The sequence below is a fragment of the Arthrobacter sp. 05L44 genome (assembly GCF_056397605.1).
This window is the reverse complement of record NZ_JBFTNS010000003.1, coordinates 312,499-333,832: the sequence shown is the minus strand read 5'-3', so window position 1 is coordinate 333,832 and position 21,334 is coordinate 312,499. Positions and strand designations below refer to the sequence as shown.

Annotated in this window: 19 protein-coding genes; 13 read left to right on the top strand and 6 right to left on the bottom strand. The window is 68.9% G+C overall.

Annotation, left to right across the window (positions count from 1 at the left end):
• Positions 1 to 185, top strand: a 185-nt coding sequence (locus AC1DHY_RS10345) for an integrase core domain-containing protein (RefSeq protein ID WP_476879212.1), incomplete at its 5' end; no start/stop codon positions are given.
• On the top strand, positions 182 to 2,110 hold the full coding sequence (locus AC1DHY_RS10340) for a glycogen debranching N-terminal domain-containing protein (RefSeq protein WP_476879213.1): 1,929 nt from the start codon (positions 182 to 184) through the stop codon (positions 2,108 to 2,110). The genes AC1DHY_RS10345 and AC1DHY_RS10340, both read left to right, overlap by 4 nt.
• Here AC1DHY_RS10340 and AC1DHY_RS10335 read toward each other — a convergent pair.
• Both AC1DHY_RS10335 and AC1DHY_RS10330 read right to left on the bottom strand, forming a co-directional pair.
• Positions 2,107 to 2,841: a phosphatase PAP2 family protein gene (locus AC1DHY_RS10335; protein WP_476879214.1), complete on the bottom strand. Its 735-nt coding sequence runs from the start codon at positions 2,839 to 2,841 to the stop codon at positions 2,107 to 2,109. The two genes, AC1DHY_RS10340 and AC1DHY_RS10335, sit on opposite strands and share 4 nt — an antisense overlap.
• A 41-nt stretch (positions 2,842 to 2,882) precedes the next feature.
• Complete coding sequence (locus AC1DHY_RS10330) at positions 2,883 to 3,500, bottom strand: YdeI/OmpD-associated family protein (RefSeq protein WP_476879215.1); 618 nt, start codon at positions 3,498 to 3,500, stop codon at positions 2,883 to 2,885.
• 42 nt (positions 3,501 to 3,542) lie between these two features.
• Here AC1DHY_RS10330 and AC1DHY_RS10325 point away from each other — a divergent pair, with 42 nt between their 5' ends.
• From AC1DHY_RS10325 to AC1DHY_RS10295, 7 genes are all read left to right on the top strand, one after another.
• Complete coding sequence (locus AC1DHY_RS10325; protein WP_476879216.1) at positions 3,543 to 4,358, top strand: VOC family protein; 816 nt, start codon at positions 3,543 to 3,545, stop codon at positions 4,356 to 4,358.
• Between the two features lie 49 nt (positions 4,359 to 4,407).
• On the top strand, positions 4,408 to 4,947 hold the full coding sequence (locus AC1DHY_RS10320; RefSeq protein WP_476879217.1) for an NUDIX hydrolase family protein: 540 nt from the start codon (positions 4,408 to 4,410) through the stop codon (positions 4,945 to 4,947).
• Positions 4,948 to 5,003: 56 nt separating this feature from the next.
• Positions 5,004 to 6,083 carry a DUF6707 family protein gene (locus AC1DHY_RS10315; RefSeq protein WP_476879218.1) on the top strand — a complete coding sequence of 360 codons (1,080 nt, stop codon included), beginning with the start codon at positions 5,004 to 5,006 and terminating at the stop codon, positions 6,081 to 6,083.
• Positions 6,084 to 6,139: 56 nt separating this feature from the next.
• Complete coding sequence (locus AC1DHY_RS10310) at positions 6,140 to 6,865, top strand: SRPBCC family protein (protein ID WP_476903565.1); 726 nt, start codon at positions 6,140 to 6,142, stop codon at positions 6,863 to 6,865.
• Between the two features lie 33 nt (positions 6,866 to 6,898).
• Positions 6,899 to 8,206: a tRNA guanosine(34) transglycosylase Tgt gene (gene tgt, locus AC1DHY_RS10305; RefSeq protein ID WP_476879220.1), complete on the top strand. Its 1,308-nt coding sequence runs from the start codon at positions 6,899 to 6,901 to the stop codon at positions 8,204 to 8,206.
• A gap of 118 nt (positions 8,207 to 8,324) precedes the next feature.
• Complete coding sequence (locus tag AC1DHY_RS10300) at positions 8,325 to 9,074, top strand: dienelactone hydrolase family protein (RefSeq protein WP_476879221.1); 750 nt, start codon at positions 8,325 to 8,327, stop codon at positions 9,072 to 9,074.
• Between the two features lie 138 nt (positions 9,075 to 9,212).
• A complete protein-coding gene (locus AC1DHY_RS10295) occupies positions 9,213 to 10,175 on the top strand; it encodes a type IV toxin-antitoxin system AbiEi family antitoxin domain-containing protein (RefSeq protein ID WP_476903564.1) in 963 nt (320 codons plus the stop codon).
• A gap of 45 nt (positions 10,176 to 10,220) precedes the next feature.
• On the opposite strand, the gene AC1DHY_RS10290 is transcribed toward AC1DHY_RS10295, so the two are convergent.
• Positions 10,221 to 11,648 carry an MFS transporter gene (locus AC1DHY_RS10290; protein ID WP_476879223.1) on the bottom strand — a complete coding sequence of 476 codons (1,428 nt, stop codon included), beginning with the start codon at positions 11,646 to 11,648 and terminating at the stop codon, positions 10,221 to 10,223.
• Positions 11,649 to 11,790: 142 nt separating this feature from the next.
• Between AC1DHY_RS10290 and AC1DHY_RS10285 the strand changes: the two genes are divergently transcribed.
• Positions 11,791 to 12,654, top strand: a complete 864-nt coding sequence (locus AC1DHY_RS10285; protein WP_476903563.1) for a hydroxymethylpyrimidine/phosphomethylpyrimidine kinase — start codon at positions 11,791 to 11,793, stop codon at positions 12,652 to 12,654.
• A 31-nt stretch (positions 12,655 to 12,685) separates the two neighbouring features.
• A complete protein-coding gene (locus AC1DHY_RS10280) occupies positions 12,686 to 13,048 on the top strand; it encodes an iron chaperone (protein WP_476878342.1) in 363 nt (120 codons plus the stop codon).
• A gap of 128 nt (positions 13,049 to 13,176) precedes the next feature.
• Here the strand turns inward: AC1DHY_RS10280 and AC1DHY_RS10275 are convergent, their stop codons facing one another.
• From AC1DHY_RS10275 to AC1DHY_RS10265, 3 genes are all read right to left on the bottom strand, one after another.
• Positions 13,177 to 14,457, bottom strand: coding sequence for a serpin family protein (locus tag AC1DHY_RS10275; RefSeq protein WP_476903562.1), 1,281 nt, complete (start codon positions 14,455 to 14,457; stop codon positions 13,177 to 13,179).
• A 207-nt stretch (positions 14,458 to 14,664) separates the two neighbouring features.
• The gene (locus AC1DHY_RS10270) at positions 14,665 to 16,413 is read right to left on the bottom strand and encodes a pyruvate dehydrogenase (protein WP_476878344.1); all 1,749 of its coding nucleotides are present in this window, start codon (positions 16,411 to 16,413) and stop codon (positions 14,665 to 14,667) included.
• 120 nt (positions 16,414 to 16,533) lie between these two features.
• A complete protein-coding gene (locus AC1DHY_RS10265; protein ID WP_476878345.1) occupies positions 16,534 to 18,018 on the bottom strand; it encodes a helix-turn-helix domain-containing protein in 1,485 nt (494 codons plus the stop codon).
• A gap of 166 nt (positions 18,019 to 18,184) precedes the next feature.
• Between AC1DHY_RS10265 and aceA the strand changes: the two genes are divergently transcribed.
• Both aceA and aceB read left to right on the top strand, forming a co-directional pair.
• Positions 18,185 to 19,501, top strand: a complete 1,317-nt coding sequence (gene aceA / locus AC1DHY_RS10260) for an isocitrate lyase (RefSeq protein ID WP_476878346.1) — start codon at positions 18,185 to 18,187, stop codon at positions 19,499 to 19,501.
• Between the two features lie 111 nt (positions 19,502 to 19,612).
• Positions 19,613 to 21,277: a malate synthase A gene (aceB, locus tag AC1DHY_RS10255; RefSeq protein WP_476878347.1), complete on the top strand. Its 1,665-nt coding sequence runs from the start codon at positions 19,613 to 19,615 to the stop codon at positions 21,275 to 21,277.
• The last annotated feature ends 57 nt before the right edge of the window (positions 21,278 to 21,334 follow it).

Sequence of the window (21,334 nt, the reverse complement as noted above, 5' to 3'; positions counted from 1 at the left end):
CCTACCGGCAGACCTTCACCAGCAGCAACCACCGCCAAGCCGCCCTTGCGCCCTGGCTCAAGCACTACAACACTGAACGCATCCACACCGGCATCGGCACCACACCCATCAACCGAGTGTCACCAACCTTGTGGCCCAGTACACCTAGGTCCGGCGGACGCCCCGGCATAGGCTGGGACGCATGACTGTTCAGCCAGCACTTCACCGTCAGCACTGCGCCGTGGCCGCCCCCACCCAAGTGTGGCTTGATGCCGACGGACGGCTGACCGGGGGCGCACCGGGCTCCGAAGCCGCGGGAGCTGCCACCGGCACGGGACCTGAGACCGGCGCCGGCGAGTGGTTCACCGGGCTGCTGCACGGGGACACCCGGATGCTGTGCCGCGCCGAGGTGACCGTTAACGGATTCGCCCCGGAGCCCGCCACGGTCGAGTCCGCGCCCGGCGGGGTGCTCCGGGTCCGAGGCCTGGTCCGCGGCATCGAAGGTCCCACCGAGGATCCCGCCGTCGAACTCCTGCAGACCTGGACGGTCACCCCCGGAACCGTCCGTGTGGCCCTCCGCCTGAGCACCTCGCTGGAAGCCCTCGACGCCGAGATCAGCGTCCGCCTCGCCGCGGACTTCACCGACATGGCCGCCATCCGGCTGGGCCGCTACCGCGAACCCCTGCAGCCCGCCGCGGCAGACGAATCCACCCTCCGCTGGACCGAGGACGGCAAAACCCTGACGGTGTCCGCGGCCGGCAAGGTGGCCTCCGGCGAACGGCTGGTCTGGCGGGGAACGGCCGGCCGCGGCCGGCCCCTGGAGGCCGAATGGCAAGCAGCCCTGAGCGACACCGAAGACGCCGTAACGGCTGCCCCACCGGCCACCCGCCGGGTCCGCGCGCAGCCGGACGGACCGCTGGGCCGGCTCCTGGACAACGCCCTCGATGAGCTCGACGGGCTCCGCCTCGCGACCCGCAAGGCCCCCGAGGCCCCCTTCCTGGCCGCCGGCGCCCCCTGGTACTTCACCCTTTTCGGCCGGGACTCGCTCTGGGCGGCCCGGCTGCTCCTGCCCTTCGACTCAGCGCTGGCCGCCGGAACCCTGCACGCCCTGGCCGCCCACCAGGGCACCGCCACGGATCCCGCCGCGGCCGAGGAACCGGGCAAGATCCTGCACGAACTGCGCGCCAAGGAACTCATCCTGGAGAGCCAGGCCCTGCGGCTGCCCCCGGTGTACTTCGGCGCCGTCGACTCGACCCCGCTCTGGCTCTGCCTGCTGGGCGAACTGGGCCGGGCGGGCACCGACGACTCCGCGGTCCGTTCCCTGCTGCCCAACGCCGGCCGCGCGGCGCAGTGGCTGCTGGCTGCCGGGGCCGCCGGAAACACGGCCAACGCCGGATTCCTCAGCTATCAGGACACCTCCGGCCACGGCCTGAGCAACCAGGGCTGGAAAGACTCCCGCGACGCCATGCAGTTCCGCGACGGCCGGCAGGCTGACGGTCCCATCGCCCTCTCCGAGGTCCAGGGGTACGCCTACCAGGCGGCAGTGGCCACGGCGGACCTCTTCGATTCCTACGGGGAACCCGGGGCCGCGGAACTGCGCGACTTCGCCGCGGCGCTGAAACAGGACTTCCGCGAGCGCTTCTGGGTGGAGGACGACGCCGGCTGGTTCCCCGCCATGGCCCTGGACGGCCACGGCACTCCGCTGGATATCCCGGGTTCAAACATGGGACACCTGCTGGGCACGGGCATCCTGGATCCCGGCGAGGCGCGGCTGGTCGCGGACCGGCTGTTGAGCCCGGAACTCTTCTCCGGCTACGGCCTGCACACCCTCTCCAGCCGCGCCGCGGGTTTCTGGCCGTTCAGCTACCACTGCGGCTCGGTCTGGAGCCACGACACAGCCATCGCCATCCGGGGCCTGCTCAGCGACGGTTTCACCGCCGAGGCCCGGGTGCTCGCAGAGGGACTGCTGGCGGCAGCGGGGTCGTTCGGCCACCGGCTGCCCGAGCTCTTCGCCGGCGTCACCGCGGCGGAGTCGGGGCACGCCGTCCCGTACCCGGCCTCCTGCCACCCGCAGGCCTGGTCCTCGGCCTCGGCCGTGGTGCTGGCGCAGGCGCTCGGCGTAGCTTTCTAGGCGGCCGGGAGCCCGGACGCGGGGGCCGCCTTCCGGGCGGCCCTCAGGCCGTCCACCAGGACCACGATCCCGGTCACGGCAACCGCGAGCCCCAGCGAGGCGACAACGTCGGTGAGCCAGTGATAGCCCAGATAGAGCCGGCTGAAGGCCACCAGCAGCGTGCCCAGGACCGCCCCCGCGAAGGCCAGGACCGCCGTCGGACGCCGGACCGCCCGCGCTCCGGCGCTGGCGAGCAGCAGGTAGATGAGCACCAGCAGGAACACGCCTGCCCCGAGCGTGTGGCTGGAGGGGAAGGAAAAGGCGTCGTCCGGGCCGGTGAGGAAGCCCGCGGCCGAGGGCCTGCCGCGCGAAATCTGGTGTTTGAGGAAAGTGGAAACGCCCAGCGCGGCGGCCACGGAACCGATCAGCAGCGCCGGCCGCCAGATCTCACGTTTCCAGCCCGCCCAGCCCAGCGCCAGCACCCCCGCAACGGCGCCCAGCCACGGCGGGGCGGTCACGGCACTGACCGCAGCCATAATGACTGTCACGGCCGGTGAGCGGGCCTCGATGAGCGCGTCGTGGACGCCGCCGTCGAGCAGAGCGAGTCCCGAGTCCGTCTGGACGGCGGCCAGCATGAGCCAGAACACTGCCTCCCCGGCCACCAGCAGGCCCGCGGCCGCAAAGAACAGCGCGCGCTGCGAAAGCTGGACGGGCAGGGCTGCACCTGGCTTCCCGGTCTGGGTAATGGGCATTGGATAACTATGCCAGCTTGGGCTGCCGGAATCCCGGACGGTTACTGGGAAGCCGCTGGAGACCCCGGGGACGGACGCTTCTTTTGCGGGTACGGCGTCTCATGCCGTGCCAGCATCTCCACGAACCCGGCGATCTTCCGTTCCCGGGTGGCGGCCTGCTTGACCGAGTTCGTCCGGTAGATCAGCGCGTACCGGTTCACGGATGTCAGGACCTCGAACATCGCCTGCGCCCGGGGGTTAGCCGCGATGGCGGCGGCAAGGTCGTCCGGAACCTCCGCGGTGGCGGCCCCGGAGTACGCTGCCTCCCAGCGGCCGTCGGCCTTGGCGCCCTCGACGGCGGCCCGTCCCGCGGGCGTCATCCGGCCGTCCGCCTCGAGGCGCCCGATGCGCTCCACGTTCCGCGCCGACCACACGCTTTTCGGGCCGCGCCGGGTCATCCGCTGGAACGAGGTCTCCTCGTCCCGGCGCCTGCCCTGGCCGTCGATCCAGCCAAAACACAGCGCCTCCTGCACGGCGGCCTCGTAGTCCAGCTCGGTGACGGAGCCGCCCTTCTTGTGCAGCACCAGCCACACCCCGGGGCTGTCCCCGTGGTGTTGTTCCAACCAGGAGCGCCACTCGGCGGCGTCCTTGACCAGCAGTTCCGTAAGCTCAGCAGCCATGGCACCATTGTGCTCCCAGCCCCAACCCAGCAGGGAGTACCAATGCTGCGTGTCCGCCCCATCCACTTCACCTCCCGCCTCGACCAGTGGGAGCGCCTGCTGACGGACCTGGGCGTGGCCAAGACGGTCGCCGGGCCCACCTGGCGGGAGTTCGACGCCGGCGCGGGGCGGCTCGCGCTGCACGTCGCCGAACCGGGATCGGCGGAGGACGGCACCACGTCGTTCGGCGTCGAGGCCGGGGACCTCGCGGAGTTCGCCCGCCGGACCAACGACGCCGGCGCGGGCACCGCGGGCGGGGGCGGCACCGCCGCGGAGGTCATCGCGGCAGACCACGGCTCAACGTGCCGCGTTACCTCGCCGGACGGATTCAGCTTCCTCGCCGACGCCGCAGCCCGTGCCTCCGACGGCTCCTGGGCCACCGCCGCGGACGCGGATCCGGACCTGGCCGTCGTCGGCGTGTGGTTCGCGGCGGACATCGCGGCGGCGGCCCGGACGCTGCGCGACATCGGCGCCCGCCCCCGCCCGGCAGGCGCGCCGGGGGACGGGGATGGGGCCGGGGACGCCGTGGCGGAGGCGTTTACGGCGAAGAACGGCGGCGTGCTGATGGTCGGTCCTGCGGACGGGAATGTAGCCGGCGGGGCGGCGGCCGTGGCCGGCGGCGCCGGACTGGGTTTCGAATACGCCGGGGACCTGGCCGCACTGCGCGGGCGGCTCGCGGACGCCGGGCAGGACGTTGCCCTCCTGGGCGACGCCGCCGTGCCGCTGCTGCACGTCGGCAGCCCCGATGCGGACACCGGCCGCCCCCACTCCCTGTGGATCGCCGCGGCCCCGGCGGTTGGCCTGCCCCGGACCCGCTGACCCGGGGGCTGACCACGCCCGGGCAACGCGGATGGGGTAGAACTTAACCATGAACGTTCGCACTCCCGACCCCAATCCCGGCTGGCTCTCCGACGACGATCTTTTCGAGGCCCGCGGCCGGCTGCCCATGGTCTACGTTGAGGCCGTGCCGGTCCGGCTGGACCCGCTCGGGTTTGTGAATGAGGTCGGCACCCTGCTGCAGGCCGACGAGGACGGCACCATGGTCCGGTCCCTGGTCTCCGGCCGGGTGCTGTACCGCGAGACCATCCGGGCGGCCCTGCTGCGGCACATGGAAAAGGATCTCGGCCCGCTCGCGTTCCCGCAGCTGCCGATCAGCCCGGTCCCCTTCACGGTGGCCGAATACTTCCCGTCCCCGTCGCACACCGGGTTCACCGACGACCGGCAGCACGCCGTCGCCCTGGCGTACATCATCCCCGTCACGGGTGACTGCTCGCCGCGGCAGGACGCCCTGGAACTGACCTGGATGACGCCGGAAGAGGTCATGAGCTCGGATGTGCAGCTGGAGTTCAGCGGGGGCCGCGGAGCATTGATCCGGCAGGCGTTGGCGTTCGCGGGCGTCGGCCACTAGGAGCCCCGGTCTTTGTAGACTGTTGAGCGGACCGAAAGAGAATTTAAGGACTCCCGATGACCCACCCCACAGCCTCCCTGAACTACAGCGAACGGCAGGCGGGATCTCTGCGGACCGGGGACCTGCTGCTCCTGCCCGACGCCGAGCGCACGGCGGAGATCCTGCGCGTCGACGTCGATAACGACGACTTCGGCACCCCCGCCATCGTGCGGGCCACCCTCACCGGCGGCGGAATGCTGCGGATCGCCGCAGGCTCCGTCGTCTTCGTCCGGGAGGCCGACGCACTGCCTCCGGAGGCCGTCACCGCGGACGGCTCCGCTGCCACTGACGCCGCCTCCGGCGAGGCCGCCGCGGACGCGGCCTCCGGCGAGGCCGCCCCGGCCTTCCCCGCGGACAGCGACGGGCCGGAACTGCAACTGGTCCCGGCGCACGCGGAGGACGCCAGCACGACGGCGGCTCCCGCCGTCGTCGTCCCTCCCCCGCCGGCGGCCCCGCCCGCCGCCAGCGGACCCAGCGACGCGGACCTGGCCCTGATCCCCCTCACCGACGGGACGCCGGAGTCTGTGGTGGAGGCCGCCGCCGAGGCGCACCAGGATGCGCTGGGTGTGCTGCTCCTGAGCGACCGGCTGACCAAGGGCATCAACACCAAGTCCGGCAGCTGCCTCAAGGACCTCAGCGACCTGGCCCACGAACTGTTTGTGGTGCTCAAGGACGCCGACAACGCCCTGGCCGTCGCAGACCTGCTCAACGTGCTGCCGTTCGACGGAAACCCCGGCCGCTGGTCGTCGGTGGAGGCCTCACTCGCCCTGTCCAGCTACATCTGCCGGCAGCAGGGTCAGGACGAACGGGCGGCGGTGTACGAAAAGTTCCTGCGGGCACCGGATGCAACGGAAACGGATCCCTTCAAGGCCCGCATCAACGCCAAGGTGCGCCAGCGCTCACTCAACGAGCCGAACCTGTACGACGAGGAAATTTTCCGCGCCATCGACAACTCCAACACCGACGCGGAACGGGAATGGCGCCTCCTGCGGCTGGAGGCGCTCCTTTTCCTGCGCGCCCACGGCGGCTCACAGACCATCGGCGGCCCCGAACTCGAGCGCCGGATCGGCAACGAACTGGAGTCCGTGCGGGCCTGAGCTGCGGCGCCGGTTTAGCCCTACCCCGGCACGGCCGGGAGCGGTAGATTCACCCCATGACTAACAATCTCAGCGTGGTGATCAACTCCGACGCGCCGCAGGTCTGGACGATGCTGCGCGAACCCGCCAAGGTGGCCCAGTGGCACGGCTGGGAGGCCGACGACCAGGCCGCCGAGGTCAACGCGATCTATTTCGGCCCGAACGTGGTGGAGGGCGCGGACCACACCTCGCTGGTGGTCGACGGCGGCGATGTGTTCACCCTCAAACCCGTCGCCGCCGGTACGGAAGTCAGTGTGACGCGGGCTGCGATCGACCACAACTCCGAGTGGGCGGCCTGGGATGAGGACATCACCCAGGGCTGGCTGACGTTCCTCCACCAGCTCCGGTTCGCCCTGGAACACCACCCGCACGGCAGCCGCCGGACGTTTTTCTTCTCGGTGCCCGGCACCGGGGGCTCGGCGATCGACAAGCTCGGCCTGGCCGAGGTACCGGCCCCGGGTGAACCGTATTCGCTGACCCTCGCCACGGGGGAAGAGATCTCCGGGAAGGTCTGGTTCCGGAGCAACCACCAGGTGGGCCTGACCGTTCAGAGCTACGCCGAGCACGGGGACGGCCTGGTGATTGTGGCGGACCAGCCGTCCATCCCGGGGGTCCGGCCCGACGGCGGCTCCCTGGCCATCGTCTCGACCTACGATCTGGGCGGCCACCAGCGCGACGCCATCCGCAACCACTGGGACACCTGGCGGGCTGAGAACTACCCCACATCGGACCCGCTGCACTGAGGCAACGGCTGCGTTAGCTGGCACACTTGAACGGTGCCAGCGAATCCTGAAGCCGTCCCATCGTCCCCGCAGCCAGCCCGGCAGTCCGAGTTCTCCTTCCGCGTGGGCAAACGCCTGGCCGACACGTGCGCGCCGTCGGCCGCGCAGGTGGCGGAGAACGGCGGGGAGTTCCTCGGCCGCACCGGCACCATCGCCACCCCGCACGGGGAGATCCAGACCCCTGCCTTCATCGCCGTCGGCACCAAGGCGACAGTGAAGTCGGTGCTGCCCGAGTCGGTCGCGGAACTTGGGGCTCAGGCCGTGCTGGCCAACGCCTACCACCTGTACCTGCAGCCCGGTGCCGACGTGCTGGACGAAGCCGGCGGCCTCGGCGCGTTTATGAACTGGCGCGGGCCCACGTTCACCGATTCGGGCGGCTTCCAGGTGATGAGCCTGGGCTCCGGGTTCAAGAAGGTCATCGACATGAAGACTGTGCCGGTCGCGGAGACCGCCGTCCCCGACGACGCCGTCGCCCCCGGCAAAGAGCGCCTCGCCCACGTGGACGAGGAAGGCGTGTGGTTCAAAAGCCACCTCAACGGCGACCGGCACCGCTTCAGCCCCGAGATCTCCATGAACGTCCAGCACCAGCTCGGCGCCGACATCATGTTCGCCTTCGATGAGCTGACCACCCTGCAGAACTCGCGCGGCTACCAGGAAGAGTCCCTGGAACGGACCCGCCGCTGGGCCGAGCGCTGCATCACCGAGCACTTCCGGCTCACGTCTTCCCGGGCCGGGAAGCCGTACCAGGCGCTCTTCGGCGTCATCCAGGGCGCCCAGTACGAGGACCTGCGCCGCAAGGCCTGCCGGGATCTTGGCGCGATGAACTTCGACGGTTTCGGGATCGGCGGGGCGCTGGAGAAGGAGAACCTCGGCACCATCGTGCGCTGGTGCAACGAGGAACTGCCGGAGGATAAGCCGCGGCACCTCCTGGGCATCTCCGAGCCGGACGACATCTTCACCGCGATCGAGAACGGCGCGGACACCTTTGACTGCGTCTCCCCCACCAGGGTGGCCCGCAACTCGGCGTTCTACCACCCCACGGGCCGCTACAACCTGTCCGGCGCCAAGTACAAGCGCGACTTCGGCCCGCTGCAGGACGGCTGCGACTGCTACGCCTGCACGAATTACTCCCGCGCCTACATCCACCACCTGTTCAAGGCCAAGGAGATGGTCTCCGCCACGCTGATCTCGATCCACAACGAGCGCTTCGTAGTGAAGATGGTGGACGACGCGCGCCTGGCGATCGAGAACGGCACGTTCTTCGAATTCAAGGCCGAAACCCTGGGCCGGTACTACTCCTAGCCCGGCCCCCGCGCGCCCGTGCGCCCGTGCGCCAGTTCGACGGTTCCCTGCCCGCTCGACGCCTCTGAACATCGAGTGCGCACGGAACCGTCGAAGCGGCGTCGGATAGGCTGGCCGGATGCTCATTGAGATCCCTGCCGCCGCCGGTACCGCCGAAGCCCTGATCGCCCGCCCCACCACCGGTGAGGGCCCGTTCCCCGGCGTCATCCTGTACATGGACGCCTTCGGCCTGCGCCCGCGCATCCAGGACATGGCCCAGCGCATCGCGGACTGGGGCTACGTGGTCCTGGCCCCGAATGTCTTTTACCGTGAAGGCACAGCAGCCAGCCTCGCCCTGGCAACGGACATGACGACGACGGCGGGCCGCGAGGAGGCGGGCGCGGCAGCCTTCCCGCGGGTGGGGCGGCTCACCTCTGACAAGGCCGTCCCGGACATCGACGCCTGGCTCGGCGCACTGCGCGGGCTCGACGGCGTCGCGCCCGGCCCCATCGGCGTCACCGGCTACTGCATGGGCGCCCGGCTTGCCGTGCGCACCGCCACCGCCCACCCGGACGAGGTCGCGGCCTGCGGCGGATTCCACGGCGGCGGCCTTGCAACTGACGCACCGGACAGCCCGCACCTGGGACTCGGCAACGCCCGTGCACGGTTCGTCTTTGGGCACGCTGACCACGACCAGAGCATGGCGCCCGACGCGGTGGCCCGGCTGGGCGAGGCCCTGGACGCCGCCGGCCTGACCGCCAGCAACGAGGTCTACGCAGGCGCACCGCACGGCTACTCCATGGCGGACACGTCCGCGTTCCACCCGGAGGCCACCGAACGGCACTTCCGCGAGCTCCGGGACCTCCTCGACGGCACTCTCCAGGCCTGACGCCCCCGCCGTTTCGACGGTTCCCTGCGCACACGGCGCCTTGCCGCGTCGAACGGGCACGGAACCGTCGAACCGGCGTTGTCCACATACCTGAACCGGCTCCTGGGCGCGCGTTGGCTGGTGGTCGAGGCTGGTCCCATGCCTCGACCACTCCCCGCCTCCGCTGACCTGTGGCGCACCGACCAACTCCTGGCCGCCGGGCTCACCTCCCGCGCCATTGCCGAGCTGGTGCGGGGCGCGGCTCTGGTCAGGCTCCGCCGCGGCTGTTACGCCCGCGGCGACTGGTGGCGGCAACTGAGCGCACCCGACCGCCGTCGTCAGCTCATCACCGCGCATGCGCTGGGAACGCTGACGACGTCGGCGGGCGGCTTCGCCTACAGCCACGCCTCGGGGGCCAGCCTGCACCGCCTCCAGTTGTGGAAAGTCGATAACCGGGTACACCTGACCCAGGAGACGTGCCCGTCAGGGATCTCGCACGGCCGGGAAGTGGTGGCCCACACCCGCCGCCTGGGCAGCCGGGAGGTGTGCTTTGTGGACGGGCTGCCCTGCACGTCCCTGGAGCGCACCGTGGTGGACTGCTGCCTGACGTTCACCGTTCCGCAGGCCGTCGTCCTGATGGATCACGCGGTCCGGATGGGCGCGGATGTGGCCTACCTCCGGGACAGTTGCACAGGCCTGGCCGGCCGCAACGGCGTCGTCGCGCTGAGGCGTGCGCTGGAGTTGGTGGACCCACTGTCCGAATCTGCCGGCGAGAGCCTTACCAGGGAGCTCCTGTACCGGCTGAAGATCGCGCCGCCGCGACTGCAGTACGTCGTCCGGACACCACTCGGCGAGCACCGGCTGGACTTTGCCTGGCCCGAGCGCCGGGTCGCGCTCGAGTTCGACGGCAAGGCCAAATACTTCGACTACAACCCCACCGGCGACGTCCTGTTCGCCGAGCGGCGGCGCGAAAAGGTCCTGATGGAACAGGGCTGGACGTTCCTCCGCATCGAGTGGAAGGACCTGTTCAACGAGGTGGAGTTCAAGTACCGGGTGCTGCGGGCATTGAACGACGGCGCTGCGGCCAACCGGCCGCCATTTCGACGGTTCCGTGCCGGCTAGACGCTACGGGGCGTCGAGTCGGCAGGGAACCGGCGAAACGGCGGATTACCGCCGAGGGGTGTCCAGCACGCCGTCGTCGTCCCGCTCCGGCGAGGCCGAGGGAGAGGCGGCAACGCCGGCGCCCACGGCCACAGGCTGGTCCCACGCGTGGCCCTGCTCGTGGTCCAGGTGCGTGGACTTCTTGTTCTTCAGCGCGAAGATGTAGACCAGCAGCGAGATGGCGATGGCCACTGTGACGTAGGTGAAGAACAACTCCTCCTGCCCGGCCTTCTGCAGTGCGGCGCCGATCAGCGGCACCGTCCCGCCGAAGAGCGAGTTGGCGATCGCGTAGCCCAGCCCGACGCCGAGAGCACGGATGGAGGCCGGAAACAGCTCGGCCTTCACCAGGGCGTTGATCGAGGTGTATCCGCCGACAATCAGCAGGCCGCCCATCATCAGCAGGAACGCCGTGAACGGATCCTTGGTGCCGGCCAGGGTGGAGAGCAGCGGCCAGGTGAAGAGCACGCCGGTGATGCCGAACCACAGCAGGAGCGGCTTGCGGCCCACCTTGTCCGAGATGATGCCGTAGACCGGCTGGAGCAGCATAAAGATGAACAGCGCCCAGAAGTTGATCACGGAGGTGTCGGTCTTGGCGATGCCCGAGGTGTCGTTCATGAACTTCAGGATGAAGTTTGTGTAGGTGTAGAACGCCACGGTGCCGCCGAGGGTGATGCCGATGCAGATCAGCAGCGGCTTCCAGTAACTGGTGAACAGCAGTTTCATGGTGCCGGGCTGGGCCTGGCCCGCGACGGCCGGGGCCTTGGCGGCCTCGATCTGCTCGGCGGAGACGGTTTCCTCCATGGAGCGCCGCAGCCACAGGACCACCAGGGCAGCAACGCCGCCGATCGCGAACGGGATGCGCCAGCCCCAATCGGTCAGCTCGGCCTTGGGCATCACGTTCTGCAGGATGACCAGGACCAACAGCGCGAGCATCTGGCCGCCGATCAGGGTGACGTACTGGAAGCTCGAGAAGAACCCTCGGCGCTTGGTGGTGGCGGCTTCGGACATGTAGGTGGCGCTGGTGCCGTACTCGCCGCCGACGGAGAAGCCCTGGATCACGCGGATCAGGACCAGCAGAATCATGGCCCAGAGGCCGATCTGCTGCTGGGTGGGCAGTACCGCGATGGCGAACGAACCGGCGGACATCATCGTCACGCTCAGGGTCAACGCGGCTTTGCGTCCCTTCCGGTCGGCGTAACGGCCGAAGAACCAGGCGCCGATGGGGCGCATCAGGAACGACGTCGAGAACACAGCCATGGCCTCGAGGCCGGCCTGCAGGTCGTCCTTGGAATTGAAGAAGTGCGACTGGAAGTAGGCCGCGAACACTGTGTAGACGTAGAGGTCGTACCACTCCACGAGGTTGCCGGCCGAGCCTTTGAGGATGTTGCCGACGGCTTTTCTGGTCTGTGCTGCTTCGGACAGTTGGGTGCTCATCAATGAACCTTCCTGGATCCGGCGCCGCATGTGAGCAACACCGTCCGCCACCTTAGTTGCCGTGATCCGGAACACTTTGCTTTTGGTCATATTGGTCACACGCACAGTGCGGCGGGATTTCCGGCAGTGGCAGGATAGGCCCATGACTTCTTACGCCGTGGACAACGTGACCTCCGACGCCAGCGCCTACCCCGCCGTCGCCCTGACAATTGCCGGCTCCGAGGCCACCGGTGGCGCCGGTGCGCAAGCGGACCTGAAGACCTTCCAGGAACTCGGCGTCTTCGGCATCGTGAACCTGACCTGCATCGTCTCCTTCGACCCGAAGGACAACTGGAACCACCGCTTCGTTCCCGTGGACCAGCAGGTGATTGCCGACCAGTTGGAGGCGACGACGGCGGCCTACGGTCCCGCGTCCGGCGCACCGTCCGCTCTGAGCACCGTGAAGATCGGCATGCTGGGCAGCCCGGCGACGATCTCCACGGTGGCGGCCGCCCTGTCCGACTCCGCGCTTACGAACGTGGTGCTGGACCCGGTGCTGATCTGCAAGGGCCAGGAGCCCGGCCACGCCCTGGACACCGACCAGGCCCTGAAGGCCCAGATCCTGCCGCTGGCCACGTTCGTGACGCCGAACCACTTCGAGGCCGAGTCGCTCTCCGGGCTGGAGATCACCGACGTCGAATCCCTGAAGGCGGCGGCTGTCCGTATCCACGAACTCAGCGGAGCGGCGGTGCTGGCCAAGGGCGGCGTGCGCCTGGCCGGGCCGGACGCCGTCGACGTCTTCTACGACGGCGAGACCCTGGAGGTCCTTTCCGCTCCGAAGGTGGGCGAAGTGGCCGTCTCCGGTGCCGGCTGCTCACTGGCCGCCGCGGTGACCGCTGAGCTGGCCAAGGGCGCGACGCCGCTGGACGCCGCGCGAACAGCCAAGGATTTCGTCACCGCGGGGATCCGGAACCGTGTGGCCTCGGGCGCGCCCTTCGACGCGCTGTGGCAGGGCGGCCCGCGCTAACTGGATGCAATGATCGCCGGAGGGAACCGGAATGGCACAGCACTTCGAGTCGGTCGAGGAATACATCGCGTCGTTTCCGGCTGACGTGCAGGAGGCGCTCCAGGAGATCCGGCGGCGCTGCCATGCCGCGGTACCGGACTCGGGCGAGACGATCAGCTACGGCATCCCGGCCCTCACGCTTGGGGGCAAATACGTCGTATATTTCGCGGCCTGGACGCACCACATCTCCGTCTACCCGGTGCCCGACGGCGACCAGGCGTTTCGCGAGTCCATCGCACCGTACCGCGCGGCGAAGGGGACGCTGAGATTTCCCCTGGCGAAACCGGTTCCGTACGAGCTGATCGAGCGGGCGGCGGCGCTGCTGGCGGCGGAACGCCGGGGCCAAACGCCCTAAGCCACCCGGCCGGGGTCCCGCGCCCGCCCCGGCCGTTTCGACGGTTCCCTGCCCACTCGACGCTCAGCAGCATCGAACCGGCAGGGAACCGTCGAACTGGGCGCAAGGCCCCGCCTAACGCGGCGGGCTCAGGAACCTGCGGCGCCGGGGTTTGCCACCCTGCCCGTGAAGAGCGGAATCCCGGTCTCGGCGTGGATGATCTCGAAGAGGAACGGCCGGTCGAAGCGGATCTCATTGATCATGGCTCCGGCGCTCCCGGGCCGGGCGTTGATCTGGGTGGCAGCAGCGGCGACTGTGCCCTTCTCCGCCACGGTGATGCTGGCGGACTGTCCTGCCGCCTGGATTGTGAGGCGGCGTTGAATCGAGTTGAAGTCCGTCTCGGTCTGCAGCATGGTCCGAAGGCCAAGGTCAGTGAAGACCTGCCGGAGGTCGAAACTGCTCTTTTGATCCCATCGCGGCAAGTAGAGCTGCGTGGGCGACGGGGTTGCTGCATCCAGGGCCGTAGCCGCGCCGGCCAGATACTGCGATCCGGTGCCGGGAGTCCCGGCGTCCGGCAACACCAGCCGCAGCACAAACCCGTCCGCGTAGGGAAGATCGGCGGCCTGCCAGCCCCGGTCGCGGGCCGACGGGACATCCTGCACGCCGGACAGTGTGGGCACGGTGACCTGACCGCCATCCGCCGTCGTGAACGGCCGATCGGCGGTCTCGGACGGGTCGAAGGGGACCTTCCAGGCCGCGGCGAAGTAGACCGCGTCGAGAACGCTGAACGCGTCCCTGCGGTCATACGTCGCGGGCGCCTTTTTGATCCGTCCGCCGGTGTTCTTGTTCACCCAGGCGTCGATCGCCGGCCTGGTGGCGGCCTCATCCTGGAAGTCCACCGGGTACACGCCGGTACCGTAGTGCCGGGCCAAAGACTGCAGATAGGCCTCACCGGTTGGCTCGCGCTTGTCCACGAACAAGGCGTTGGCGGTGTGCAGGACCGGCCGGCGCGGAGGGTTCTTTTCGTCGACGGAACCGGGGTCGCCGTCGAACGCCTCGAAGGAGGCGAGGAGCGCATTCAGGGCTTCGTCCCGGTTCTGCGTGGGCAGGCCCAGGACACGGTCCATCTCGGCCGCCGTCGCCCCGGACGCCCCGGCGCGGAGCATCGCGAGGGCAATCAATAGGCTGCCCGGCGAGCCCACCACGTTGCCGTTCCCGGCGTCGCCGCCGTTGGCGATCAGGGCGGCGCCCAGTTTCCGCGCGGACGCCCGCAGCTGGCCCAGTTCGGCCGGGTAGGCGGACTGGTTCGCCGCGACGCGTTCGACGCCGTCGGCCTTCAGCAGAGCGGGCGGCGAGGCCGCGCACGCCGTCAGGACCAGCGCCAAGCCGGTGACGGCCGCAAGCATACGTGCAGGAATCTTCTGTTTCATCGCGCCCCCAAGGCCCGCGTAGCCGCGCAAAACGACGGGGATCCGCCTTCCGTCAGTCAAGCATCGGCATCGCGCCAACGCGACCCCACCGTGGTCACGATTTGGCGCCGAATCCCGCGCTCGCCCCGGGCGTTTCGACGCTTCCCTGCCCGCTCGACGCTCCGCAGCATCGAACCGGCAGGGAACCGTCGAAACGGCACTAGGCGCCTACCGCCGCGGGATGTTCCGCAGGTTGCTGCGGGCCATGCTCACGGCCTCGCCGGCACCCCGGTTCAGCACCACCTTGGACATGGCCGTGGCGAAGCCCAGGATCTGCGCGCCCTTGATCTTCGGCGGGATCGAGAGTGCCTTCGGGTCCGTGATGAGCTCCACGAGGGACGGGCCGGGGTGCGCGAAGGCCTCCCGGTAGGCGGCCTCGATCCGGGCCGGGTCGGTGACGCGGACGGCGTGGAAGCCCAGCGCGCGGGCCACCTCGGCGTAGTTGGCGTCGGGCACGTCCACACCGAAATCGGGCAGCCCGTCCACCAGCATCTCCAGCTTGACCATCCCGAGCGTGGAGTTGTTGAAGACCACCACATTGACCGGCAGCCGGTGCGCCGCGACCGTGATCAGCTCCCCCAGCAGCATCGACAGGCCGCCGTCGCCGGAGACCGACACCACCTGCCGTCCGGGGTAGGCCAGCTGGGCGCCGATGGCGTGCGGCAGCGCGTTGGCCATGGAACCGTGCAGGTACGAGCCGATCAGCCGCCGGGTCCCCAGCGGGTTGATGTACCGGGCGGTCCACACGTTGCACATGCCTGTATCCGCGGTGAAGACCGCGTCCTCGGCGGCCACCTGGTCCAGCAGCGAGGCCGCGTATTCGGGGTGGATCGGCTGGGTCTTTTCGACCTTGCGGGTGTACGCCCCGACGGCCTTGTTCATCAGCCGGTCGTGCTTTTTGAGCATCGCGTCGAGGAAGCGGCGGCTCTTCTTCGGCTTCAGCAACGGCATCAGCGCGGTGAGCGTGGGCAGCACGTCGCCGTGCACCGCGACGTCGACGTCGGTCCGCCGGCCAAGGTTCTGCGCGGCCCGGTCCACCTGCGCCGTCCGGGTGCCGGGAAGGAACTGGTCGTACGGGAAGTCGGTGCCGAGCAGGATCAGCAGGTCCGCGTCCTCGATCCCCTCGGCCGCGGCGCCGTAACCCAGCAGGCCGGTCATGCCGATGTCGTACGGGTTGTCGTACTGCATAAAGTCCTTGCCGCGCAGCGAGTGCCCGATCGGCGCGGCCACCAGTTCGGCCAGCGCAATCACCTCATCGTGCGCGCCCTGGACGCCGGCCCCGGCAAAGATGGCCACCTTGCCGGCGTCGTTGATGGCATCCGCCAGTTCCTGCACGCTGGCCGGGTCGGGCACCAGGGCTGCGGGCCGGAAGGCAGCGGGGGCGGGGGTTTCGGCGGTTGCCTCCAGGCCGGCGATGTCCCCCGGCAATGTGACGACGGCGACGCCGCGAAGGGCGACGGCGTGCTGGATGGCGCTGTGCATCACGCGCGGGGCCTGTTCGGCCGTGCTGATGAGTTCGGAGTACACCGAGCACTCGTTGAAGAGCCGGTCCGGGTGGGTTTCCTGGAAGAAGCTGCTGCCGATCTGCTTGCTTGGGATGTGCGAGGCGATGGCCAGCACCGGGGCGCCGGAGCGGTTCGCGTCGTACAGGCCGTTGATCAGGTGCAGGTTGCCGGGCCCGCAGGAGCCGGCGCAGACCGCGAGTTTTCCGGTCAGCTGTGCCTCGGCCGCGGCGGCGAAGGCGGCGGCTTCCTCGTGCCGGACGTGGATCCAGTCGATTCCGCCCTTCGCGGCGCCGCCGGTTTTCCGGACGGCGTCCACGATCGGGTTGAGGCTGTCGCCCACAATCCCGTAAATCCGCTGCACGCCGGCAGCCTGGAGTTGTTCGACAAGCTGGGTGGCAAGTTCCTTGGCCATGAGTGCACGCTCCCGCGGGATGGATCGACGAGCTGACACTGGCCACAATAGTCGCCCCAGCTCCAGCCACGCCCGGAGAGTGCCCCGGAGGCACCGCCGGAGCTCCGGCGCCGGTCAGTGTCAGTTCCCGGAGTGGGCCTGCAGGAAGGAGTAGACCTCGGTCTCATCCACGCCGGGGAAGGCGCCCGGGGGCATCGCGGCGAGCAGGTGCGAGTGGGCGCGGGCCGAGGGCCAGGCGTTTCCCGCCCACTCGGTGGCTAGCGCGGCCGGCGGGCGTTTGCAGCAGCTCTCGTCCGGGCAGGTGGATTTGGACCGTTCGGTGGTTTCCCGGCCGCGGAACCACTTCACCTGCGCGTAGGGGACCCCCACGGAGAGGGAGAACTCCCCGTTCGCGGACCGTTCCGTGCGGGCCGTGCACCAGTAGGTTCCGGCCGGGGTGTCCGTGTACTGGTTGTAGGCGCTGAACTTATCCGGTACGTCGAACACCACCCGCGACGTCCAGTTCCGGCACGACGGCTGGCCCTCGATGGCGCCGGTGTGGTCCTGCGGGAACGTTACGCCGTCGTTCTCATAAGCCTTGTAGATGATCCCGCTTTTGTGCGTCTTCTGGAAGTGCGTGCGCAGGTCCAGGTGCTGCGTGGCGAGGTTGGTGAACCGGTGCGCCGCGGTCTCGTAGGACACGGCGAACGCGTCCCGAAGATCCTCCACTGCGATTTCCTTGGCCTGCTTGGCGCGCTGCAGGAATTCCACGGTGGCTTGTTCCGGGAGCAGGAGGGCCGCGGCAAAGTAGTTGGTGGCCACCCGCTGCATCAGGAAGTCGCCATAGTTGGTGGGCGTCTGGTGTCCCAGGACGTAGTGGCCCAGGGCCTGAAGGAGCACCGAACGGGGGTCGTGGTCGCTCCGGGCGTTCTGCGTGAGGTAAATCCGGCGGTTCTTCAGGTCCGTCACAGAGCGGGTGGAGTGCGGCAGGTCGCCGACGTGGTGCAGGCTGAACCCGAGGTGGCCGGCGATGTCCGCGATGACGTGATGGGACAGCGGCCCGCTGGTGTGGCCCACGGATGCCAGGACCTTCTGCGCCTCCGCCTCGTACTCCGGGAAGTAGTTATTCCGTTCCCGCATCATGGCCCGCAGCTCCCCGTTGGCCCGGCGGGCCTCCTCCGGGGTGGCCACCTGCTCATTCAGCCGGCGCTCCAGCTCATGCTGCAGCCCCACCATGGACTCCAGCACATCCATGGGGAGCCGCGAGCTGATGCGGATTTTCGGCAGGTTCAAGGACTCGTACAGCGGGCTGCGCTGGTAGCGTTCCAGCTCGATCTCAAGGGCCGCCCGTCGGTTCGGCGGCTCCGCGCCCAGCAGCTCGTCGATGGTGACCCCCAAGGCGGCCGCGAGCTGCTGAAGCAGGCCCAGCTTGGGTTCACGCCTGCCGTTTTCGATCAGGCTCAGCTGGCTCGGGGCGGTCCCGACGGCGGCGCTGAGGTCATCGAGCGTGAGCCCGGCCGCTTTGCGCAGGTGCCGGACGCGGCGGCCCATGCTGATGACATCGACCTCCGGATCGGCGGGGTGGGACGCGGGCACGGCCTGTCGGCTCCAGCTGCTGGGATGCATTTTTTGAGAATACGGGAAGAAGTGCGTTTCTTTCCAGACTTTCCCACTAGAAAGCCCCTTGAAAGTGCAGAAAAGTAGATCTCACGGAAAGATTCACCGCCCGGATCAACCGGCAGGAACCCGCAGAGACGCGGCCCTGCCGGCCGGACCCACCAAGGAGACAAAGATGACTGCAGCATTTGAGCCCACCCAGCAGACGCCCGAAGAGCAGGCCGCCGCCCTGGAGCTCGAGTGGGCCGCCAACCCGCGCTGGGAAGGTGTCACCCGGGATTACTCAGCCTCCGACGTCGTCCGCCTCCGCGGCCGTGTCTCCGAGGAACACACCTTGGCCCGCCGCGGCTCCGAGAAACTGTGGAAGCAGCTCACCGAGGAGCAGAAGGACGGCCGGTACACCAACGCCCTTGGCGCCCTGACCGGAAACCAGGCCGTGCAGCAGGTAAAGGCCGGCCTCCGCGCCATCTACCTCTCCGGCTGGCAGGTCGCCGCGGACGCCAACAACTCCGGCCACACCTACCCGGACCAGTCGCTCTACCCGGCCAACTCGGTCCCCACCGTGGTCCGCCGCATCAACAACGCCCTGCTCCGCGCGGACCAGATCGAGTTCTCTGAGGGTATCCAGACGGTCGAGGACTGGATGGTGCCGATCGTTGCCGACGCCGAGGCCGGCTTCGGCGGCCCGCTGAACGCCTACGAGCTGATGAAGTCCATGATCCAGGCCGGCGCCTCGGGCGTGCACTGGGAGGACCAGCTCGCCTCGGAAAAGAAGTGCGGCCACCTCGGCGGCAAGGTCCTGATCCCCACCCAGCAGCACATCCGGACGCTGAATGCCGCCCGGCTGGCGGCCGACGTCGCCGGCACCCCGTCGGTCATCATCGCCCGCACCGACGCCGAGGCAGCCACCCTGATTACCTCCGATGTCGACGAGCGCGACCAGGAATTCATCACGGGTGAACGCACCCCTGAGGGCTTCTACAAGGTCCGCAACGGGATTGAACCCTGCATCGCCCGGGCCAAGGCCTACGCCCCGTATTCGGACCTCATCTGGATGGAAACCGGGACCCCGGACCTGGAACTGGCCCGGAAGTTTGCCGAATCGGTCAAGGCCGAGTTCCCGGACCAGATGCTCTCCTACAACTGCTCGCCGTCGTTCAACTGGCGCAAGCACCTCGACGACGCGACCATCGCGAAGTTCCAGCGCGAACTCGGCGCCATGGGCTTCACGTTCCAGTTCATCACCCTGGCCGGCTTCCACGCCCTGAACTACTCAATGTTCGACCTCGCCCACAGTTACGCCCGGGAAGGCATGAGCGCCTATGTTGAGTTGCAGGAAAAGGAATTCGCCTCCGAAGCCCGCGGCTACACCGCCACCAAGCACCAGCGCGAAGTCGGCACCGGCTACTTCGACGACATCGCCACCGCGCTCAACCCGAACGCATCCACCTTGGCCCTCGTGGGATCCACAGAAGAAGGCCAGTTCCACTAATCCCCGCCCACAGCCTTTCCCGCCAGTTGCCCTATCACTTTTGGTCCTCATCGGCCGCCTTTGGGGACCAAAAGTGATAGGGCAACGGCGGACTTTCAAGGAGCAACTCCCATGAACAGCTTCACTGACAACTTCACCATCAACGGGGTTACGTTGACCGCGCAGCCCATCTGCCGGCAGAACGAGGTCCTGACCCCGGACGCCCTGGCCTTTGTTGCCAAGCTTCACAAGGCGACGGCGGAGCGCCGGCAGGAGCTGCTGCTGGCCCGGCAGGAACGCCGCCAGCAGATCGGCAAGGGCCAGGACCCGCATTTCCTGCCCGAGACCGAGGCCATCCGCAACGACCCGCAGTGGCGCGTCGCTCCCCCGGCGCCCGGGCTGACGGACCGCCGCGTGGAAATCACCGGCCCGGTGGATAAGAAGATGACCATCAACGCGCTGAACTCCGGCGCCAAGGTGTGGCTCGCGGACATGGAGGACTCCTCCACCCCGTCGTGGCGCAACGTCATCCAGGGTCAGCTGAACCTGTCCGACGCGCTGGAACGCCGCATCGACTTCACCTCGCCCGAGGGCAAGGAGTACAAGCTGCGCGGCGCCGAGGAGCTGCCCACCATTGTTGTCCGTCCCCGCGGCTGGCACTTGCCGGAGAAGCACATGCTCATCGACGGGACCCCGGTGGCCGGCGGCATCGTGGACTTCGGCCTCTACTTCTTCCACAACGCCCGCCGCCTGATCGCCCAGGGCAAGGGCCCGTACTTCTACCTGCCGAAGATCGAGAACCACCTCGAGGCCCGGCTCTGGAACGACATCTTCGTCCTCGCTCAGGACCTGCTGGGCATCCCGCAGGGCACCATCCGTGCCACGGTGCTCATCGAGACCATCACCGCGGCGTTCGAGATGGAGGAGATCCTCTACGAACTGCGCGAGCACGCCGCAGGCCTGAACGCCGGCCGCTGGGACTACATCTTCTCGCTGATCAAGAACTTCCGGACCCGGGGACCCCGGTTCGTCCTCCCGGACCGCGGCCAGGTCACCATGACGCAGCCGTTTATGCGCGCCTACACCGAACAGCTGGTCCGGGCCTGCCACAAGCGCGGCGCCATGGCGATCGGCGGGATGGCCGCGGCCGTCCCCAACCGCAAGGACGAGGAAGCCAACGCCATTGCGTTCGAGAAGGTGCGTGCGGACAAGACCCGTGAGGCGGCCGACGGCTTCGACGGCTCCTGGGTGGCGCACCCGGACCTGGTGCCGGTGTGCCGTGAGGTGTTCGACGGCGTCCTCGGCGGCCGCCCGAACCAGCTGGACCGCCTCCGCGAGGAAGTCACCCCCGATGACCGTGCGCTGATCGACATCGCCTCCACCACCGGAACGATCACCGAGCAGGGCGTGCGGAACAACATCGAGGTGGGCATCCGCTACATCGAGTCGTGGCTGCGCGGCAACGGTGCGGTCGCCATCCACAACCTGATGGAGGACGCCGCCACCGCGGAGATCTCCCGTTCGCAGCTGTGGCAGTGGATCTTCTCCCGCGCCATCACCGACGCCGGCGATGTCATTACCCGCGAGTGGGTGGAGGACATGCTGGACGAGGAGTTCGTGAAGCTGGAACGCTTCGAAGGCGACCGTTTCGCCGATGCCAGGGACATCTTTGAGGAGGTCACGCTCGGCAACGAGTTCCCCGCCTTCCTGACCCTGCCGGCTTACGACCGCTTCCTGCACGAGGCCCGCGACGGCGCCGCCACCGCCATCAGCGGCGCGGACCTCGTAGCCGTCTAACCCCGGACAGGCCCGGAGACCGCCGCGCGGTATCCGGGTCCGCCGACCCCGGCTTCC

What these genes read in the sequence shown, in the direction of transcription:
- AC1DHY_RS10340 (WP_476879213.1), top strand. Translation starts at nt 182, where the DNA reads ATGACTGTTCAGCCAGCACTTCACCGTCAGCACTGCGCCGTGGCCGCC.
- AC1DHY_RS10335 (WP_476879214.1), bottom strand. Translation starts at nt 2,841, where the DNA reads ATGCCCATTACCCAGACCGGGAAGCCAGGTGCAGCCCTGCCCGTCCAG.
- AC1DHY_RS10330 (WP_476879215.1), bottom strand. Translation starts at nt 3,500, where the DNA reads ATGGCTGCTGAGCTTACGGAACTGCTGGTCAAGGACGCCGCCGAGTGG.
- AC1DHY_RS10325 (WP_476879216.1), top strand. Translation starts at nt 3,543, where the DNA reads ATGCTGCGTGTCCGCCCCATCCACTTCACCTCCCGCCTCGACCAGTGG.
- AC1DHY_RS10320 (WP_476879217.1), top strand. Translation starts at nt 4,408, where the DNA reads ATGAACGTTCGCACTCCCGACCCCAATCCCGGCTGGCTCTCCGACGAC.
- AC1DHY_RS10315 (WP_476879218.1), top strand. Translation starts at nt 5,004, where the DNA reads ATGACCCACCCCACAGCCTCCCTGAACTACAGCGAACGGCAGGCGGGA.
- AC1DHY_RS10310 (WP_476903565.1), top strand. Translation starts at nt 6,140, where the DNA reads ATGACTAACAATCTCAGCGTGGTGATCAACTCCGACGCGCCGCAGGTC.
- AC1DHY_RS10300 (WP_476879221.1), top strand. Translation starts at nt 8,325, where the DNA reads ATGCTCATTGAGATCCCTGCCGCCGCCGGTACCGCCGAAGCCCTGATC.
- AC1DHY_RS10295 (WP_476903564.1), top strand. Translation starts at nt 9,213, where the DNA reads ATGCCTCGACCACTCCCCGCCTCCGCTGACCTGTGGCGCACCGACCAA.
- AC1DHY_RS10290 (WP_476879223.1), bottom strand. Translation starts at nt 11,648, where the DNA reads ATGAGCACCCAACTGTCCGAAGCAGCACAGACCAGAAAAGCCGTCGGC.
- AC1DHY_RS10285 (WP_476903563.1), top strand. Translation starts at nt 11,791, where the DNA reads ATGACTTCTTACGCCGTGGACAACGTGACCTCCGACGCCAGCGCCTAC.
- AC1DHY_RS10280 (WP_476878342.1), top strand. Translation starts at nt 12,686, where the DNA reads ATGGCACAGCACTTCGAGTCGGTCGAGGAATACATCGCGTCGTTTCCG.
- AC1DHY_RS10275 (WP_476903562.1), bottom strand. Translation starts at nt 14,457, where the DNA reads ATGAAACAGAAGATTCCTGCACGTATGCTTGCGGCCGTCACCGGCTTG.
- AC1DHY_RS10270 (WP_476878344.1), bottom strand. Translation starts at nt 16,413, where the DNA reads ATGGCCAAGGAACTTGCCACCCAGCTTGTCGAACAACTCCAGGCTGCC.
- AC1DHY_RS10265 (WP_476878345.1), bottom strand. Translation starts at nt 18,018, where the DNA reads ATGCATCCCAGCAGCTGGAGCCGACAGGCCGTGCCCGCGTCCCACCCC.
- aceA (WP_476878346.1), top strand. Translation starts at nt 18,185, where the DNA reads ATGACTGCAGCATTTGAGCCCACCCAGCAGACGCCCGAAGAGCAGGCC.
- aceB (WP_476878347.1), top strand. Translation starts at nt 19,613, where the DNA reads ATGAACAGCTTCACTGACAACTTCACCATCAACGGGGTTACGTTGACC.